This window comes from Halorubrum sp. Boch-26 (assembly GCF_029889805.1).
Classification (GTDB): domain Archaea; phylum Halobacteriota; class Halobacteria; order Halobacteriales; family Haloferacaceae; genus Halorubrum.
In genome coordinates, this window is sequence record NZ_JARANT010000062.1 from 1 (window position 1) to 16,350 (window position 16,350).

General features: G+C 69.9%; 15 protein-coding genes. 4 read left to right on the plus strand and 11 right to left on the minus strand.

Annotation, left to right across the window (positions count from 1 at the left end):
• The 3 genes from OQF71_RS09815 to OQF71_RS09825 form a co-directional block, all read left to right on the plus strand.
• On the plus strand, nt 1–971 hold a 971-nt coding region (locus tag OQF71_RS09815), incomplete at its 5' end, for a DnaJ C-terminal domain-containing protein (protein WP_280587376.1).
• A gap of 74 nt (nt 972–1,045) precedes the next feature.
• On the plus strand, nt 1,046–1,366 hold the full coding sequence (locus tag OQF71_RS09820) for a cupin domain-containing protein (protein WP_280587378.1): 321 nt from the start codon (nt 1,046–1,048) through the stop codon (nt 1,364–1,366).
• 62 nt (nt 1,367–1,428) lie between these two features.
• Entirely contained in the window at nt 1,429–2,205 is a 777-nt protein-coding gene (locus OQF71_RS09825; RefSeq protein WP_280587380.1) for a hypothetical protein, read from the plus strand.
• Nucleotides 2,206–2,226: 21 nt separating this feature from the next.
• Here OQF71_RS09825 and OQF71_RS09830 read toward each other — a convergent pair whose 3' ends face one another.
• The 5 genes from OQF71_RS09830 to OQF71_RS09850 are packed head-to-tail and all read right to left on the minus strand — an operon-like array spanning nt 2,227 to nt 8,742.
• The gene (locus OQF71_RS09830; protein WP_280587382.1) at nt 2,227–3,561 is read right to left on the minus strand and encodes an oligopeptide/dipeptide ABC transporter ATP-binding protein; all 1,335 of its coding nucleotides are present in this window, start codon (nt 3,559–3,561) and stop codon (nt 2,227–2,229) included.
• Nucleotides 3,554–4,594 (minus strand): ABC transporter ATP-binding protein, encoded by a 1,041-nt coding sequence (locus OQF71_RS09835; protein ID WP_280587383.1) that lies wholly within the window; start codon nt 4,592–4,594, stop codon nt 3,554–3,556. Before OQF71_RS09835 ends, OQF71_RS09830 begins: the two co-directional genes overlap by 8 nt.
• On the minus strand, nt 4,594–5,778 hold the full coding sequence (locus tag OQF71_RS09840; protein WP_280587384.1) for an ABC transporter permease: 1,185 nt from the start codon (nt 5,776–5,778) through the stop codon (nt 4,594–4,596). The genes OQF71_RS09835 and OQF71_RS09840 overlap by 1 nt, the downstream gene beginning before the upstream one ends.
• A 6-nt stretch (nt 5,779–5,784) precedes the next feature.
• Complete coding sequence (locus OQF71_RS09845) at nt 5,785–6,759, minus strand: ABC transporter permease (RefSeq protein ID WP_280587385.1); 975 nt, start codon at nt 6,757–6,759, stop codon at nt 5,785–5,787.
• 42 nt (nt 6,760–6,801) lie between these two features.
• Complete coding sequence (locus OQF71_RS09850) at nt 6,802–8,742, minus strand: ABC transporter substrate-binding protein (RefSeq protein ID WP_280587387.1); 1,941 nt, start codon at nt 8,740–8,742, stop codon at nt 6,802–6,804.
• 286 nt (nt 8,743–9,028) lie between these two features.
• On the opposite strand from OQF71_RS09850, the gene OQF71_RS09855 reads away from it, so the two are divergent.
• A complete protein-coding gene (locus OQF71_RS09855) occupies nt 9,029–9,526 on the plus strand; it encodes an NYN domain-containing protein (protein WP_280587388.1) in 498 nt (165 codons plus the stop codon).
• Between the two features lie 45 nt (nt 9,527–9,571).
• Here the strand turns inward: OQF71_RS09855 and OQF71_RS09860 are convergent, their stop codons facing one another.
• Genes OQF71_RS09860 through dapA form a run of 6 tightly spaced genes read right to left on the minus strand, consistent with a single transcriptional unit; the run spans nt 9,572 to nt 15,843 of the window.
• Nucleotides 9,572–10,786 (minus strand): M20/M25/M40 family metallo-hydrolase, encoded by a 1,215-nt coding sequence (locus OQF71_RS09860; RefSeq protein WP_280587390.1) that lies wholly within the window; start codon nt 10,784–10,786, stop codon nt 9,572–9,574.
• A complete protein-coding gene (gene dapF / locus OQF71_RS09865) occupies nt 10,783–11,742 on the minus strand; it encodes a diaminopimelate epimerase (protein ID WP_280587392.1) in 960 nt (319 codons plus the stop codon). The genes OQF71_RS09860 and dapF overlap by 4 nt, the downstream gene beginning before the upstream one ends.
• The gene (gene lysA, locus OQF71_RS09870) at nt 11,739–13,157 is read right to left on the minus strand and encodes a diaminopimelate decarboxylase (RefSeq protein ID WP_280587393.1); all 1,419 of its coding nucleotides are present in this window, start codon (nt 13,155–13,157) and stop codon (nt 11,739–11,741) included. Before lysA ends, dapF begins: the two co-directional genes overlap by 4 nt.
• A complete protein-coding gene (locus OQF71_RS09875; RefSeq protein WP_280587394.1) occupies nt 13,154–13,993 on the minus strand; it encodes a 2,3,4,5-tetrahydropyridine-2,6-dicarboxylate N-succinyltransferase in 840 nt (279 codons plus the stop codon). Before OQF71_RS09875 ends, lysA begins: the two co-directional genes overlap by 4 nt.
• A gap of 57 nt (nt 13,994–14,050) precedes the next feature.
• Nucleotides 14,051–14,845, minus strand: coding sequence for a 4-hydroxy-tetrahydrodipicolinate reductase (gene dapB, locus OQF71_RS09880; RefSeq protein WP_280587396.1), 795 nt, complete (start codon nt 14,843–14,845; stop codon nt 14,051–14,053).
• Nucleotides 14,842–15,843, minus strand: coding sequence for a 4-hydroxy-tetrahydrodipicolinate synthase (dapA, locus tag OQF71_RS09885; protein ID WP_280587398.1), 1,002 nt, complete (start codon nt 15,841–15,843; stop codon nt 14,842–14,844). Before dapA ends, dapB begins: the two co-directional genes overlap by 4 nt.
• Nucleotides 15,844–16,350 lie beyond the last annotated feature (507 nt).

Here is a 16,350-nt window from a genome sequence, read left to right on the forward strand (position 1 = left end):
CCCCGCCCGGCCTCGTCCGCGCCACCGAGGAAGACAAGCGCGGCGCGACGGGCGGCGGCGGGCCCGGCGGCGCCGGCGGCCCCTTCGGCGGGGCGGGCGGCGGCGTCGGCGGCGCCGGCGGCTTCGAGGACATCTTCAACCAGTTCTTCGGCGGGGGCGGCGGCGGTCGCGGTGGCGGCGGCAACCGCCCGCGGCAGGGGCAGGACCTCCGCACCGGGCTCACGATCGATCTCGAAGAGGCGTTCGAGGGCGCGACCAAGGAGGTCACCCTCAACCGACCCACGACCTGTGAGGCCTGCGACGGCGCGGGCCATCCCCCCGACGCCGACGTCGAGACATGTCACCAGTGTAACGGTCGGGGACAGGTCCAGCAGGTCCAGCAGACGCCGCTCGGCCGTGTCCAGCAGACCTCGACGTGCCCGCGCTGCGAGGGCGAGGGCGAACTGTACAGCGAGGAGTGTTCCGACTGCGGCGGCGACGGCGTCGTCCGCGAGGAGGCGACGCTCTCCGTGGAGATCCCGGCCGGGATCCGCTCCGGACAGAGCCTCCGGATGGAGCGCGAGGGCGCCCCCGGGGAGAACGGTGGCCCCAACGGCGACCTGCTGATCGAGGTCGACGTCGACGTCGGCGACCGGTACGAGCGCGACGGCGACGACCTCCGAGTGAACGAGGCCATCTCCTTCCCGCAGGCCGTCTTCGGCGACACGATCGAGGTCGAGACGGTCGACGGCAGCGTGGAGATGGACGTCCCGCCCGGCACCCAGAGCGGCGAGACGTTCCGGCTCGAGGGGAAGGGGATGCCCCGGCTGCGGCGGCGCGGCCGCGGCGACCTCTTCGTGCAGGTCGGCGTCGTGATCCCGGACTCGCTCAACGAGGAGCAGCGGGAGGCGCTGGAGGCGTTCGCCGAGGCCGGCGGCGAGGACATTGACGTCGGCGGCGGCTTCTTCGAGCGGCTGAAGAGCTCCTTCTGACGGTCGGCTCACCGCCGGCTCCGCGCGGGTTCTCCGACCCGTAGCTTTTCCGGCGCGCGTCGCGTAGCACGCGTATGGGTTACGACACCACCGCCTACGACGACGTGGAACCGCGCGCGCCGGGAATGTACTTCCTTCGGGACGCGCTCGACTGCGAGAAGCTCGGGGTGACTGTCGTGGAGGCCGACGACGGCTGGGAGGGCATGGAACACGACCACGCCGACGCCGACCACGAGGAGGTGTACGTGCTGCTCCACGGCGCGGCGACGCTGACCGTCGACGGCGAGGACGTCGAGCTCGGTCCCGGCGACGCGGTTCGGGTCGACGGCGACTCCACGCGCGATCTGGCCTTCTCCGCCGACGGCTCCCGGATGGTCATCGCCGGCGCACCCTGAGTTGAAATCCGGCCGCCGGCTCACTCCTCGTTTTTAAGTCTCGTCCGTCCCGAGCCTCGAGTATGGACGTCGTCGGCGATATTCTCGCGCGTGATCGGCGGAGTCGCGACATCGCACTCGTCACGCCGGACGGGCGCGAGCGCACGTACCGCGACGTGATCACCAACGCGTACAAGGCGGCGAACGTGCTCCGCTACCTCGGCGCGCGGGAGGGGTCGACCGTCGCCGTCGAGCCGACACCCGGACTCCATCCGCTCCTCGGCTTCCTCGGCGCGGCCGGGCTGGGGGCCCCGGTTCGGTTCGATCCGGCGGCGGGCGTCGAGCGCGGCGACCGGGTCGTCCTCGTCGACGTCGACCACGAGTCGACGACGAAGCCGGCGCCGGGGACCGGTCTCGCCGTTTTCGGCGGTCCGCCGGAACGGCCGGAGACGACCCACTGGGAGCAGGAGCTGTGGAGCGAGAACCCCGGCATGCCGCCGAGCGCGGTCGGGCCGGACGATCCCGTCCTACGCGGACCGGGAGGCGACGAGCCGGGAGACGGCGGGCCGGAGGACGACGGACCGAACGGAGGCGGCGACGTCTCCCACCGCGCGCTCCTCGACGCGGCCGCGTCGGTCGTCGACGAGGAGGGGAGCGACCCGGACGACGGGGTCGTCCTCCGCGGCGACCTCGCGGACCCGCGGGCGCTGACCGCCGGCGTCGTCGCGCCGCTCGCGGCGGGGGCGACCGCGGTCCTCGCGGGCGACCAGCCGACAGACGACGAGCCGACCGTGACCGTGGACGGTGCGGACGCAGAGGAGTCGCGAACGGTGACGCTCCCGGTGATCGGCGATCACTGAGGGAACGAAACGGCGACCAGCTCAGTCGTCGGCCGGGCTCGGCGGCGACGACCGCTCGTGGAGGAGACACGCCGACTCGTGGTCGGCCGCGTGGCTGGTCCGCTCCGGGACGCGCTCCTCGCAGGGCGTGGTGACTCTCTCGGAGAGCCTCGCCGCCGCCCCCTCGGGGTCGCCGGCAAGCGCCACGTCGAGCGCCGCGTCGAGCAGCGACTCCATCTCGTCGGCGGATACCGTTTCGTCGAGGTCGAACTCGTGGCGGATCTGCCCTTTCACCGCATCGGGTGTCGCCGCGAGGTCGCCCCCGGTCCGGACGTTCTCGCGGATCTGGTCGACGTCGACGCTCCCGGCGGCGAGCGCGTCGCGGAGGTTTAACAGGCCCCGCCAACTCGACTGGTCGAGGTCGACGTCGTCCGGCTGGATCACCTTATGACACCGAGTGTGGAACCGACAGCCGGAGGGCGGATCCGTCGGGCTCGGCACGGTTCCCGTCAGCTCGATCCCCGTCGCGGTCGAGCGCGGATCGGGCGTCGGAATCGCCGAGAGCAGCGCCTCCGTGTACGGGTGCTGCGGGTCGGCGAACACCCGGTCGGTCGGTCCGATCTCGACGATCTCGCCGAGGTACATGACGGCCACCCGGTCGCAGATCTCACGGATGACGGACATGTCGTGGCTGATGAACAGAAGCGAGAGGCCGAACTCGTCTTGCAGGTCGGCGATCAGACCGAGGATCTCCGCCTGGATCGATACGTCGAGCGCGGAGACCGGCTCGTCGGCGACGATGAGCGCCGGGTTCAACACGAGCGCGCGAGCCAGCGCGATCCGCTGTTTCTGTCCGCCGGAGAACTCGTGCGGGTAGCGGTCGTAATCCTCCGGCGAGAGCCCGACGCGGTCGAGCAGGTCCTCGACGATCGCCCGCCGCCGGTGCCGGTCGGACATGCCGTGGATCTGGAGCATCTCGGCGACCGCGCTCCCGACCGACATCCGCGGGTCGAAGCTGGAGGAGGGGTCCTGGAAGATCATCTGCGCGTCGCGCCGGAACGCCTTCAGCTCGCGGTCGTCGAAGCGCGCCACGTCGTTCGGGTGCGTCCCGTCGCCGTTCCGGGTCGCACCGGCGCGCCCGCCGCCGTTGAAGATCACCTCGCCGCCGGTGGGGTCCTCCAGTCGGACGATGGAGGTGGCGGCGGTGGACTTCCCGCAGCCGGACTCGCCGACGAGCCCGAGCGTCTCCCCGGGCGCGATGTCGAAGCTGATCCCGTCGACGGCGCGGGCGGCGCCGACCTGCCGGTTCAACAGCCCCTTTCGGATCGGGTAGTGCTTCTCGAGGTTCCGCACCGAGAGGAGCGGCTCCTCAGTCATCGGCCGAACTCACCCCCTCTCCGTCGGCGTCCGCGTCCGGGATGCCGTCGCGGACGACGGAGTCGTCGCGGCCGGGGCGGTAGTGGACGCAGGAGGCGCGCTGTCCCGGGTTCACCTCGATCTCCGCCGGCTGGTCGCCGGTGACGCAGGCGTCGACCGCGTGCTCGCACCGCGGGGCGAACCGGCATCCGTCAGGGGGGTCGAGGGGGTCGGGAAGCGTTCCGGGGATCCCGCCCTTCCGCCCGCCGATCTCGGGCAGACAGTTCAGCAGCCGCTGGGTGTACGGATGCGCGGGGCGCTCGAAGATGTCGAGCACGTCGCCGCGCTCCATCACGTTGCCCGCGTACATCACGACGATGCGGTCGGCGATCTCGGCGACGACGCCCAAATCGTGGGTGACGAAGAGGATCCCCATGTCGAACTCCGCTTGGAGGTCCTCGAGCAGCCGGAGGATCTGCGCCTGCACCGTCACGTCCAGCGCGGTGGTCGGCTCGTCGGCGATCAACAGGTCGGGGTCGCCGACGAGCGCCATCGCGATCATCACGCGCTGTTTCTGCCCGCCCGAGAACTCGTGGGGATAGTCGTCGAACCGCGAACTGGCGTTCGCGATCCCCACCCTGTCCATCAGGTCGATCGCCTTCGCCCGCGCCGTCTCGTCGGCGACGTCGCGGTGGATCTGCAGCGCCTCGACGATCTGCCACCCGACGGTGTAACAGTGGTTCATCGCCTCCTGCGGGTTCTGAAAGATGTGCGCGATCTCGTACCCGCGTATCTCGCGGAGCTCCGGCTCGCTCATCTCCAGTAAGTCGCGCCCCTTGAATCGGACCGACCCCTCGACGCGCCCCGGCGGCTCCTTGACGATCCGCGTCACCGACTCCGTCGCCACCGTCTTCCCGGAGCCCGACTCGCCGACGATACAGACGGTCTCGCCCTCGGCGACCGCGAAATCGATCCCGTCGACGGCCGTGAGCGCTCCCTTGGCGGTGCTGAACGTCGTCGTGAGGTCTTCGACCTCGAGCAGTGGAGTAGACATTATGCGCTCTCCGCCTCCGCTTCGGGGTTCAGGGCGTCCAGCAGCGCGTCGCCGATGAAATTGAACGCCAGGATGGTCAAGAACAGCACGATGCCGGGCGATAACACGATCCACGGGGCGAACGCTAGGTCGCTCCGCCCGGCGGAGAGCAGCTGTCCCCACGAGGGGACCGCCGAGTCGCCGATCCCGAGGAACGCGAGTTGCGCCTCGGCGAGCAGGAAACCGGGGATGAGCAGCGTGAGCTGCGTGATGATGCTGCTCGCCACGTTCGGGACGACGTGCTTCCGGACCACGCGATACGTGCTCGCGCCGCTGATCCGGGTCGCCTTGATGAACTCCTCCTCGGAGACCGACAGCGACTTGCTGCGCACGTACCGCGCGGTGCCGCCCCATGCGAACGCCGAGAACACGAGAATGAACATCCCCAATCCGGCGCCGTAGATGTACAGGATGAGCAGGAACATCAGGAACGTCGGGAACGAGAGGATGACATCGACGAACCGCATCATGATCTCGTCGACCCAGCCGCCCGCGTACGCGCTGACGGTGCCGAACGTGATGCCGATCGCCGCGACGATCGTCGTCGTGATGAAGGCGATCTGCATGCTTATCGTCATCCCGTAGACGACCCCGGCGAACACGTCTTTCCCGCCCCGGGTGGTCCCGAGCGGGTGCTGCCACGTTCCCTGACACTGCCCGTTCACCACGTCGCCGACACAGGTCGCGACGTTCGCCTCGTTGATCGAGAGGAACATCGGCGGCTGGTGCCCGGTGAGAATGCTCTGTTCCGGCGCGCTAATCACGAGCGGCCCGAGGAGGCCGCCGACGAACACGACGCCCAACCAGCCGAGGCTGACGACTGCGGGGCGGTTCCGCCTGAACTCCGCCCAGTAGTACCGCGTCATCCGCGGGTTCTGGTACAGCGGCAAGACCAGATAGAAGAAGAACAGGAACAGCGTGAAGACGAAGAAGTAATCCAGCGGGTCGAGGTTCCTGCCGAGTCCGATCGCCTGGAACGTCGCCCCGCGTTCACCGACGAACTGGTAGTCGTACAGCCAGAGGAGCGCCAGCGGCAGCGTCGCCGCCAGCATACCGATCGAGTTTATCGACAGGTCGAACCGGCTCGACTCGGAGAGCTCGCTCCAGTCGACGCGGTCGAACTGCTCCGGTTTTTTGCTTGCCATCGTGTCTTATCTGTCGTCGTAGTTGATTCGCGGGTCGAGCACGGTGAACACGAGGTCCTCGAGCAGGTTGCCGACGACGGCGATGAACGTGAACACGAGCGTCGACCCCAACACGAGGTTCGTGTCCTGCGAGAGGAGCGCGTTGAACGTCAGCCTACCGAGACCGGGGATGCCGAACACTACCTCCACGAGCAGCGACGAGCCGATGAACAGCGCCAGCAGCTGGCCGACGAGCGTCGTCGAAAGCGGCACGAGCGTCGGCCGCATCACGTGGTAGGCGTACGAGCGCAGCGGCGAGACGCCCTTCGCCTTCGCCGTTTTCATGAACTCGGAGTTCTGGAACTCCGCGGACTCGTTCCGCGAGACGCGCATCGTCGCACCGATCGAGCCCGTCACGAGCACGAACACCGGCAGTATCAGCTGTCGGACGTTCTGTACGCTGAACACGGGAACGCTCGTGTCGTACGATATCGGTACGACCTCGAACCAGACCCCGAAGATCAACAGCAGGATGATCCCGAAGAAGAAGTTCGGGATCGCGTATCCGAAGAACGCGAACCCGGTCGCGACGTGGTCCCGCCAGCTGTACATGTTCGCCGCGGAGTAGACGCCGACGAGCGGCCCGACGGTGATCGTGAGGACCGTCCACGGGATCGAGTACTGCGCGGTGTAGTAGAGCGCCTGCAGCAGCGCCTCGGTCACCGGCTGGCTGCGGCTCTCCGACCAGCCCCAGTCGAGCGTGTAGACGCTCCGGATGAAGTCCGCGTACCGGACGTACAGCGGCTGGTTGAGCCCGCGAAGCTCGCGCTCACGCTCGACCGCGGCCGACGGGTCGCCGCCCTGCAGCGCGGCCTGCGTCGCGGCCTCGCGGATCGCCGGATTGGGCGCGGCCGCGAGCAGGAGGAACGTGATCGTGGTGATGATCAGCGAGACGACTACGGCCCACAGCACGCGTGCGCCGACGTACTTTCCGAATCCCATTATGATGTGTCTTAGGAGGTGTGTTGGAGGGAGCGGTGTGACCTACTCGTATCTCCACGCCGGCAGGTTCCAGCCGTTCGAGAAGTTCTCGATGGGGCCTTCGAGCCCCTCGCGATAGCCGACCGTGCTGTCGGGGAACGCGAGCATGATGTACGGCTGTTCCTCCGCGATGTTGACGAAGAGGTCGACGAGCGCGTCGGCCAGTTCCTCCTCGCTGGTCGCTTGCCGCGCGTCGTCGAACAGTCCCTGTGCGTCGAACTCGGGATAGTACCCGACGGGATTGTACGAGCCGGTCGGACCGTCGAAGAAGACGGCGTTCGTGAGTGGATTCCGGGGGAACGTGTTCAGTCCGTACACGATCTCCATATCCCAGTCCTCGTTGCCGGTGATGTTTCGCGGTCCGGGATTCGTCGCAGTCGGGGACGTCCACTCGACCTCCGCCCCGTTGACGGTGTCGACGAGTTCGTCCGGAACGCTGACGACCTCCCCACCCTCGTTTCGCTCGGGTGTTGGGAACTCTGTCGTAGTGTAGTACTCGGTGTTGAACCGCGTACTGTCGATGGCCTCGAGGCTCACGGCGATCCCGAGGTTGTTGCCGAGCTCCTGCGCGATGAACTCGCCCATTAACTGCTCGGTCTCCTGTCCGGCGCTATGGTAGAGGCTGAGTCGGACCTGATTGCCGTCGGGACCGACCATCGTCTCCCCGTCGAAGCCGTAGTCGTGCTCGGACTGCTCGAAGGCATCCTCGGCCAGCCCGCGGGCGAACTCGCTGCCGTAGCGGTCACCGACGCCGAACTCGGGGATGTTCTCCTCCGGTGGGTAGAAGTTGCTGAAGCGGGGTTGCCACGTGAAGTGCGTCTCGGCGAAATCGCGGAACACGCCTTGGATCAGACTCTGCTTGTCGATCGCGGCCGCCATCGCCTGGCGGAACGACTTGTGCCGGAACAGGTTTCCCGGCCCCGTCGTCCAGCCGTTGTCGCGCATGTTGACCGAGAGCTTCTCGTTGTACGGCTGCGGGATCTGGTTGACCTCGATCTCCTCGTTGTTCTGGTACTCCTGTACGCGCTCGGGCGGGATGGCCGCGGAGTCGACCTCGCCGGTTTCCAGCGCGCCGAGCCGGGAGGCCTGTTCGCCGAGCACTTGGATCTCCGCGGACTCGAAGTACGGGGCCTCGTCGAAGACGTCCGGGAGGTCGGCGGCGTCCCGAAGGTAGTAGTCGTCGTTGCGGCTGTACTGGGTGCCGCCGTCGCGCTGCCACTCGTCGAGCACGTACGGTCCGAGATTTCCGGAGAACCGGAGCTCAAGCAACGCCTCGTCTTGCCGGAGCCCCTCGGCGTCCTCCGCTTCGACGTACGGCTGGAGGAGGTCCCGCGGAATCGGGTACAGGAGCGGTTCGTAGCTTTCGGGCCAGAGGAGCTGCGAGTTCCCGAGGGTAGCCTGGAATTCGTACTCACCGGTCTGTTCAACTTCCACGCCCGTCCAGTACGTAGCGCTGACCGAACTAGCCCAACCCCCTTGGTGAATTTCTTGGATGAGGTAGACGAAGTCGCTCGCGGTCACCGCGCCGTACGGGTCGCTAAACTCCAGCCCCTCGCGGACCTCGAACGTCCAGACCTCGCCGTCTTCGGTAGACATATCGTAGAGAAGCGGGACGTACTCGTTGTCCTCGTCGAACGTGTACCCCTGATCGAGCGCCCGAGCGATCGCGTTGCCGGCGCCATTTTCGTCGTTGTAAATCGGATTGAGCGTCGTGAACGAAGCCGCGGCGGCCGTGGCATACGTCGACGTATCGGTGCCGCTGTCGGTGCCGCTGTCGGTGCCGTCCCCGCTGTCCGTCCCGCCGTCGGTCCCGTTTCCGCCGTCGCCGCCGTTGCCCGAACAGCCGGCGAGCGCGGTCGCGCCACCGATTCCGAGCATGGAGAGCCACTGTCGACGCCCGAGACGCCGACCGTCGTTATCGCCGTTATTGTGCCGCCGTACCATACCATGACACAGTTAATGTGCTCACTAAAACCTTCAGATGTCCGGACAGGGCCGGCGTCGATCGCCCGATACCGGTCGTGAAGAGTCGTGTCGGATGTATCCCCGTCCCTTCAGGACGGGGCTTTCTCCGAGAACGTCCGTAAAACCCGCACGAGCGCTCCGCGCAAGAGGCACTCATAGAGAGCGGGCGTATCGGTCCGATGCTCCGACGGATCCGGGCAGTACGAGTCACCCCGCCGTCGACTCGGACCCCAAAGCCCCTAAGCCGCGCCGATAAAGCGGTAGTATGACCGAGATCCATCCCGACCAGCGCGTCGCAGTTCTCGCCGACTCACAGAATCTGTATCACTCCGCACAGAGCTTCTACTCGCGCAATATCGACTACTCGGGCCTGCTCGAGGCCGCCGTCAACGACCGCGCGCTCGTCCGCGCTATCGCGTACGTGATTCGCGCCGACTCGCCGGAGGAGGAGAGCTTCTTCGAAGCGCTCCGCGACATCGGGTTCGAGACGAAGATCAAGGAGATCAAGACGTTCGCCGACGGGTCGAAGAAGGCCGACTGGGACCTCGGGATGAGCCTCGACGCCGTCTCGCTCGCGAGCCACGTCGACACCGTCGTGCTCTGTACCGGCGACGGCGACTTCGCCCGGCTCTGCTCGCACCTCCGCCACGAGGGCGTCCGCGTCGAAGCGATGGGATTCGGTAACTCCGCCGCCGACGAGCTGGTCGAGGCGGCCGACGAGTTCGTCGATCTCGCGGACGACGAAGAGACGTACCTGCTCTGAGCGGCGTCGACAGCTCCCATCTCCACCGTTTGTGCCGCCGCGGCGTCAGCGTCGCGTCGCGTCGGCCGTACCGAGCAGCGCTGCGATCGACCGTTCGACCGTCTCCGCGGCCGCCGTCAGTTCCCGCACCCGGACGTACTCGCGCTCGGCGTGCGCCACCGCCCCCCTGTCGTCGGCGAGATCGCCGGGACCGAAGACGACCGTCGGCGCCGGGGCGAAGTACGACGCCTCCGTCGCCGCGCCGAACGGCCGCGCGGATCCCCCGCGGTCGGCCGGAAGTTCGGCCGAATCGGCCGCCGCACGCGCCGCGCTCGCGACCGTCTCCACCAGCTCGTGGTCGGGGTCCGTCGAGAACGCCTCGAAGAAGGGCGACTCTCGATCGGTGAGCGCGACGTCGACGCCGACGTCGTCGGGGACGCGCACCTGCACGGCGGCCGCGAGCGACGAGCGGAATTCCGCTGCCGTCTCCGGCGGAACGCTCCGCCGGTCGACGGTGATCTCGCACTCCGCGGGCACCTGATTCGTCGCCCCGCCGCCCTCGATGACCGTCGGCGTGAGCTTCGGCGGGCCGAGCTGCGGGTGCTCGTCGGCGTCCGCGTCGAAAGTCCTGACTGCCGCGAGCGCGCCTTCGGCGGCCGCGACCGCGTTCGCGCCCGCGAACTCCGCGGCGTGGGCGGCGACGCCGGACAGCTCGACGGTCCCCTGAAACCGCCCCTTCGCGGCGGTGCAGGCGTCGAGGCCGGTCGGCTCGCCCACGAGGAACAGGTCGCCGTCGAGCCGGTCCTCGGTCCCCGGCGAGCGTCCGGTCAGCGCCGCCGCACCGAGCGACAGCGTCTCCTCGTCCGGCGTGAGCGCGAGCGTGAGCCGGCCGCGCTCCGGATCGGCGGCGAGGAACCCGGACAGGAGCGCCGCGAGCGGCCCCTTCGCGTCGCAGGCACCGCGGCCGCGGATCACGTCTTCTGAGTCCGCCCCGTCCGATTCGGGACTCAGTCGCTCGTCTTCGCGGGACGCCCCTCGCTCGAACGGGACGTGCGGCGTCACCGTGTCGAGGTGGGTGTTCGCCACGAGGTGCGGTCCCGCGTCCGGAGCGGGCGAGCGCTTCGCCGCGAGCACGCAGCCGCCGGCGACGACCTCGCTCTCGATCCCGTGTCGGTCCAGCGTCTCGACGACGAGCTCGCGCATCTCGTCGACGGAGTCGTGAGAGGGCGTCCGGACGGCGCGCTCGAGGAAGGAGACGGGGTCGAACGAGGGACGGCTCATCGCGGGTCGGCGGGCAGGCTACCGGTGAACTCGTGGGCGACGGGGCCGGTCAGGGTCGCGTGGCCCGCCTCCGGGACCGTGATCTCCAGCTCGCCCCCCGGCGGGCGGCTCACGGCCGACTCGCCGTCGATCAGGCCGAGGCGACGGGCGGCGGCGACGACCGCCACCGCGCCGGTGCCGCACGAGCGGGTCTCGCCCTCGACGCCGCGCTCGAAGGTGCGCTGATCGATGACCGCGGGCCCGTCGCCGCTCCCGTCGTCGACCACCGCGGCGAGGTTCACGTTCGCGCCCTCGGGGAAGACGTCGGCGTGGCGGACCGGCGGGGCCACGGCGTCGATGTCGACCGCGTCGATGCCGTCGGGGTCGTCGCGCCCGCCGTCGACGAACGCAACCGCGTGCGGGACGCCGGTGTTGACGGCCGTGACGGTGAGCCCCGCGACCGGCTCGTCGATCAGGGGTTCGTCGCGGGCGACCGGGACCCAGCGAGGGTCGAACGTGGGCTCGCCCATCTCGATGGTCGCGGCGGTCGCGTCGGCGTTCACCGAGGCGCGCCGCGTCCCCGCCTGCGTGTCGATCATGAACTCGCGGTCGCCGGTCCGGTCGTTGGCCCACCGGGCGACGACGCGCGCGCCGTTGCCGCACATCGTCGCGGTCGAGCCGTCGGGCTGTATGAGCGTCATCACGACGCGGGTCGGATTGAACCGCTCCGCGATGCTCAAGAAGAGAACGCCGTCGGCGCCGCGCCGACCGCTGTTCCCGTCGCGGTCCGCGGTCGCGTCTCCGCCGTCGCTCTCGGGGCCGGCGTCGAAGTCCGCCCCGTCGACGCCCGTCTCGCGGTCGCAGTGGGCCCGCGCGAACGCCGCGCGGTCGCCGACGCTCTCCGCGATCGCGTCGACGACGAGGAAGTCGTTGCCCGTGCCGTGGTACTTCTCGATCGGAACGGCGTGGGTGCTCATCGCTCTCCCCCCGTCGGCCCGGTCGGCGTCTCCGCCTCCCGTTCGGCCGTCGTCAGGTCCGGCAACGCCTCTCTGCGCCGGGCGATCGTCGCGGTTCCGTCGTCGAGCGCGACCTCCGCCGGTCGCGGTCGTGAGTTGTATTGGCTCGCCATCTCGTATCCGTACGCGCCCGCGATCCCGACCGCGAGGAGGTCCCCGCGGACCGGGTCGGCGAGCGCTCGGTCCTTGCACAGTGTATCGCCGGTCTCACAGATAGGTCCGGCGACCGTGACAGGGGTTGCCTCCCGATCGACGGGGGGCGGGGCGTCGCTCCCGTCTCCTCCCCGTCCGCCGCCGAGATTTCGAATCGGGTGGTAGGCGTCGTACATCGCCGGCCGCAGCAGGTCCGTCATGCCGGCGTCGACGCCGACGACGCGCTCGTCGGGGGTCGGCTTCACCGTGTTCACGCGCGTCAGCAGGACGCCCGCGTCGGCGACGACGTACCGACCGGGCTCGATCGCGAGGTCGACGCCCGCGGGCAGCGGGGCGACGGCCTCGCGGGTCGCCGCGGCGACCGCCGGGAGGTCGAGCGGGGGCTCGTTCTCCTCATACGGGACGCCGAACCCGCCGCCGGCGTCGACGTACTCGAGGTCGAGGGGGACGGGTGCGTCGCCGTTCCCGGCCGCGTCGCTGTCGGGCTCTGCGAGCTCCCGCGCCAGCGTTCCCATCCGCGAGACCATCTCGCGGTGGCTGTCCAGCTGCTCCGGGTCGATACCGGAGCCGGCGTGGGCGTGGATCCCGACCACGTCGAAGCGCTCGGCGGCCTCGCGGGCCGCGTCGGCGGCACGGTCGTACGGGATCCCGAACTTCGCCGCGCCGCCGGTTCGGACCTTCGCGTGGTGGCCCGCGCCGACGCCGGGATTCACTCGGACGCAGACCCGGCCGTCGTAGCCGCGCTCGGCGAGGCGGTCGAGGGTGTCGGCCGCGCCGACGGTGACCGTCAGGTCGGGCTCCGCCTCGGCGACGTCGACGACGTAGTCGAGGTCGCGGGCGGGCGGGTTGACCGCAGTGTAGTGGAGCCGCTCGCCGCCGAAGCCGGCCGCGAGCGCGCGGTCGACTTCGCCCGCCGAGGCGCATTCGGCGTCGAGGCCGGCCTCGCGGACCGACCGCAGCACGGCCTGCCCCGTGTGGGCCTTCACGGCGTACCTGACGTCGGCGTCCGGGAAGGCGTCGCGCAGGCGCTCGCAGTTCTCGCGCACGCGGTCGAGGTCCTGCACGTAGAGGGGGGTCTCGTGCTCGGCCGCGAGGTCGGCGAGGCGGTCGGCGTCCCAGTCGGTCACGCGCCGGACAAGGGGGGTGCTGTCGGCGTCCGACCTGTCGGTGGGGTCGCTGCCGGCGGATCCGTCGGTCGATTCGGTCTCGTCGCGGTCGCTCATTCCCGGAGCGCGTCCTCCCGCCGCGTCGCCTCCAGCGTATCCTCCTCGACGTGGGTCGCGACGACCGCGGGCTTGTACGCGCCGCCCTCGAACAGCTCGTGGTCGCCGACGGACGACTCGACCATCCGGGTGAACGCCCGGCGGTCGGCCGGGAGGTGGCCGTACAGGACCTCCTCCTCGACCAGATCGTAGACGGGGATACGGGGGGTCAACAGGGTGTTCTCGCCGACGATACTGTTCTCGCCGACGCGGAAGCCCGAGGTGACTCGACAGCCCGCGCCGAGCGAGACGCCGTCCTCGATCACGACCGGCGCGTCCTCGACGGGTTCGAGGACGCCGCCGATCAGCGTGTTGGCGCCGAGCTTGACGTTCTCGCCGAGCTGGGCGCAGGAGCCGACCGTGTCACAGGAGTCGACGAGGGTGCCGTCGCCGACGTGCGCGCCCATGTTGACGAACGAGGGGCTCATCATGATACAGTCGCTGCCGAGGTACGCGCCGCGGCGGATGACGGTGCCGTCGGGCGTGTTCCGCGTGCCGCGCTCGCCGAGGTCGGCGGTGTCGCGCAGCGGGAGCACGTCGTAGTAGGTGACGCCGCCGTGCTCGCGGGGCTCGGTCTCGCGCAGGCCGAAGTTCAGCAGGATGCCTCGCTTGACCCACTCGTTGGCCTCCCACGTGGTCACGTCGTCGCCGGTCTTCTCGGCGGCGCGGACCTCGCCGGCCTCCAGCGCGGAGAGGAACTCGTCGATCACGGCCGCGTCCTCGCTCGTCGCGTCGGCGGCGGTCAGTCCCTCCTGATAGCGGTCCCACAGATCGGATACGTCGGATTCGAGCGTCATTGCGTAGTGTAAGGATGAGTGTCGGTATTTATTCGTCGATATTCGGATGCTTCGTAGTTATTCGCTTCCGGCGTCGAGCACGTCGTCGAACCCGTACCAGCCGGGATCGCGCCCGGCGAGCCAGGCGGCGGCGTCGAGCGCGCCCTCGGCGAACACCCCGCGGTCGCCGGCGCGGTGCGTGAGCGCGAGCGTCTCGCGGTTCCCGGCCACGAGGACCTCGTGTTCGCCCGTGACGTCGCCCGCGCGCCGGGCGTGGACCCCGATCTCGCCGGCGTCGCGCGGGGCGTCGCCCTCGCGGCCGTGGACGCGCTCGTCGAGGTCGCTTCGGACCGACTCCACGTCGTCGAGGATCGACTTCGCGGTGCCGGAGGGGGCGTCGCGCTTCCCGTTGTGGTGCGTCTCGGTCAGCTCCACGTCGTAACCGGGGAGCGCCGCGACGGCCTCGCGGACCGCGCGGCGGAGCGCGGCGACGCCCCGCGCGAAGTTCGACGCCTTGAGCACCGGGACCGCGTCGCTCGCGGCCCGGAGGCTATCGAGCTGGCCGCCCTCGAAGCCGGTCGTCCCGGTGACCAGCGGGACGCCCGCGTCGGCGCAGGCCTCGGCGTACGCGACCGCCGATGCGGGGCCGGTGAAGTCGACCAGCACGTCGGGGCGCTCGGCCGCGAGCAGCTCCCCCAGCCGGTCGGCGGCGGCGACCTCGACGCCCGCGACGGGCGCGGTCGGGGTGCGGTTGGCCGCGACGGCGACGGCGACGCCCTCGCGGTCGACGGCGGCCTCGATCACCTCGCGGCCCATCCGGCCGCCGGCACCGGTGACGGCGATCCGGAGCGGGTCGGTCGCCCCGCGGCTCATTCGCCGTCCCCCGTCGCGGCGGGCTCGACGGCCTTCGGATCGACGGTTCCGGGCGCGGCCTCGTCGTACTCGGCGAGCAGTTCGCGCAGGACCTCGCGGCGCTCCTCGGAGAGCCGCGAGAGCGGCGAGCGGACCAGCGGCCCGCCCCGGTCGCGGATGTGCATCGCCTCCTTCACCGGGATCGGGTTGGTCTCGGCGAACAGCTCGCGGACGAGCGGCGAGAGCTCGTGGTGGAGCGCGCGGGCGCGGTCGTAGTCGCCGGAGAGCGCGGCGCCGACCATCGCGCAGGAGCGCTCCGGCTCGACGTTGCCGACGACGCTGATGGTGCCGGTGCCCCCGATGGAGAGCACGGGAAGCGTGAGCCCGTCGTCGCCGGAGAGCACGGAGAACGCCTCGTTTCGGGTGCGCTCGATCACCTCGCTGATGAGGTTCAGGTCGCCGGAGGCGGCCTTGTACCCCTGGACGTTCGGGTGTTCCGCGAGCTCGACGGTGACGTCGACCGGGATCGACTGGCCGGTCCGGCTGGGGACGTTGTAGACGATCTGCGGGAGGTCGACCGCGTCGGCGATCGTCCGGTAGTGGTTCAGGAAGCCCTGCGGCTCCGGCTTGTTGTAGTACGGGGAGATGAGGAGCAGGCCGTCGGCGCCCGCGTCGGCGGCGCGCCGGGAGAGCGAGAGCGCCTCGGCGGTGTTGTTCGAGCCGGTGCCGGCGATGACGGGGATGTCGTCGAGGGCGTCGCGGACCGTTTCGATCACGTCGACGTGCTCGTCGTGGGTCATGGTCGCCGACTCCCCGGTCGATCCGACGGGGACGACCCCGTCGACGCCCGCGCGTTCGAGGTAGCGGGCGTTGTCGGCGAGCTGCTCGTGGTCGACCTCGTCGCCGTCGGTAAAGGGGGTCGTCATCGCGGGATACACCCCCTCGAAGGGCTCGTCGGTCGGCTCTCGGTCCGTCGCGTCTCGGGCGCCGTAGGGCGTCGTAGTGGTGGTGTCTGTCATGGGTACTGCGGTGTGTCTGTGTCGATCGTCTGTGTCGATCAGCGGACCGGTGCGCGCGGGTCGAGGGTCGTCCGGGACGGGGTCGCCACTCCCGCCGGCGGACGGATCACGCGCGTTTTTTCGAGAATAGTCGCGTCGCTGGTGGCGTCGGCGAGCCGCGTGCGGACGCCGGTCCAATCACAGCCGTGAATGGGTATTTCTGTGGCTTATACATTTCGCCTCGACACAATACTGCCGGATCGCCGTGGCAGCGCTCGCACCGGAGACCGGGCGGCGGGGGCGCCACGCCGGTGACCGAGCGACGAGAGCGCTCGCACCGGAGACCGGGCGGCGGGGGCGCCACGCCGGTGACCGAGCGACGAGAGCGCTCTCGCCGGAGGGCCGGCGGCGGGAGCGTCCGCGACGGGGATCTACCCGATTCGGGACCGCAGCTCGTCGATCCCGTCGTCGGCCTGTCTCGTAAGCGCCTCTCCGAGCCCCCGAGGCTAAGGCGAGTCGCCGATGCAG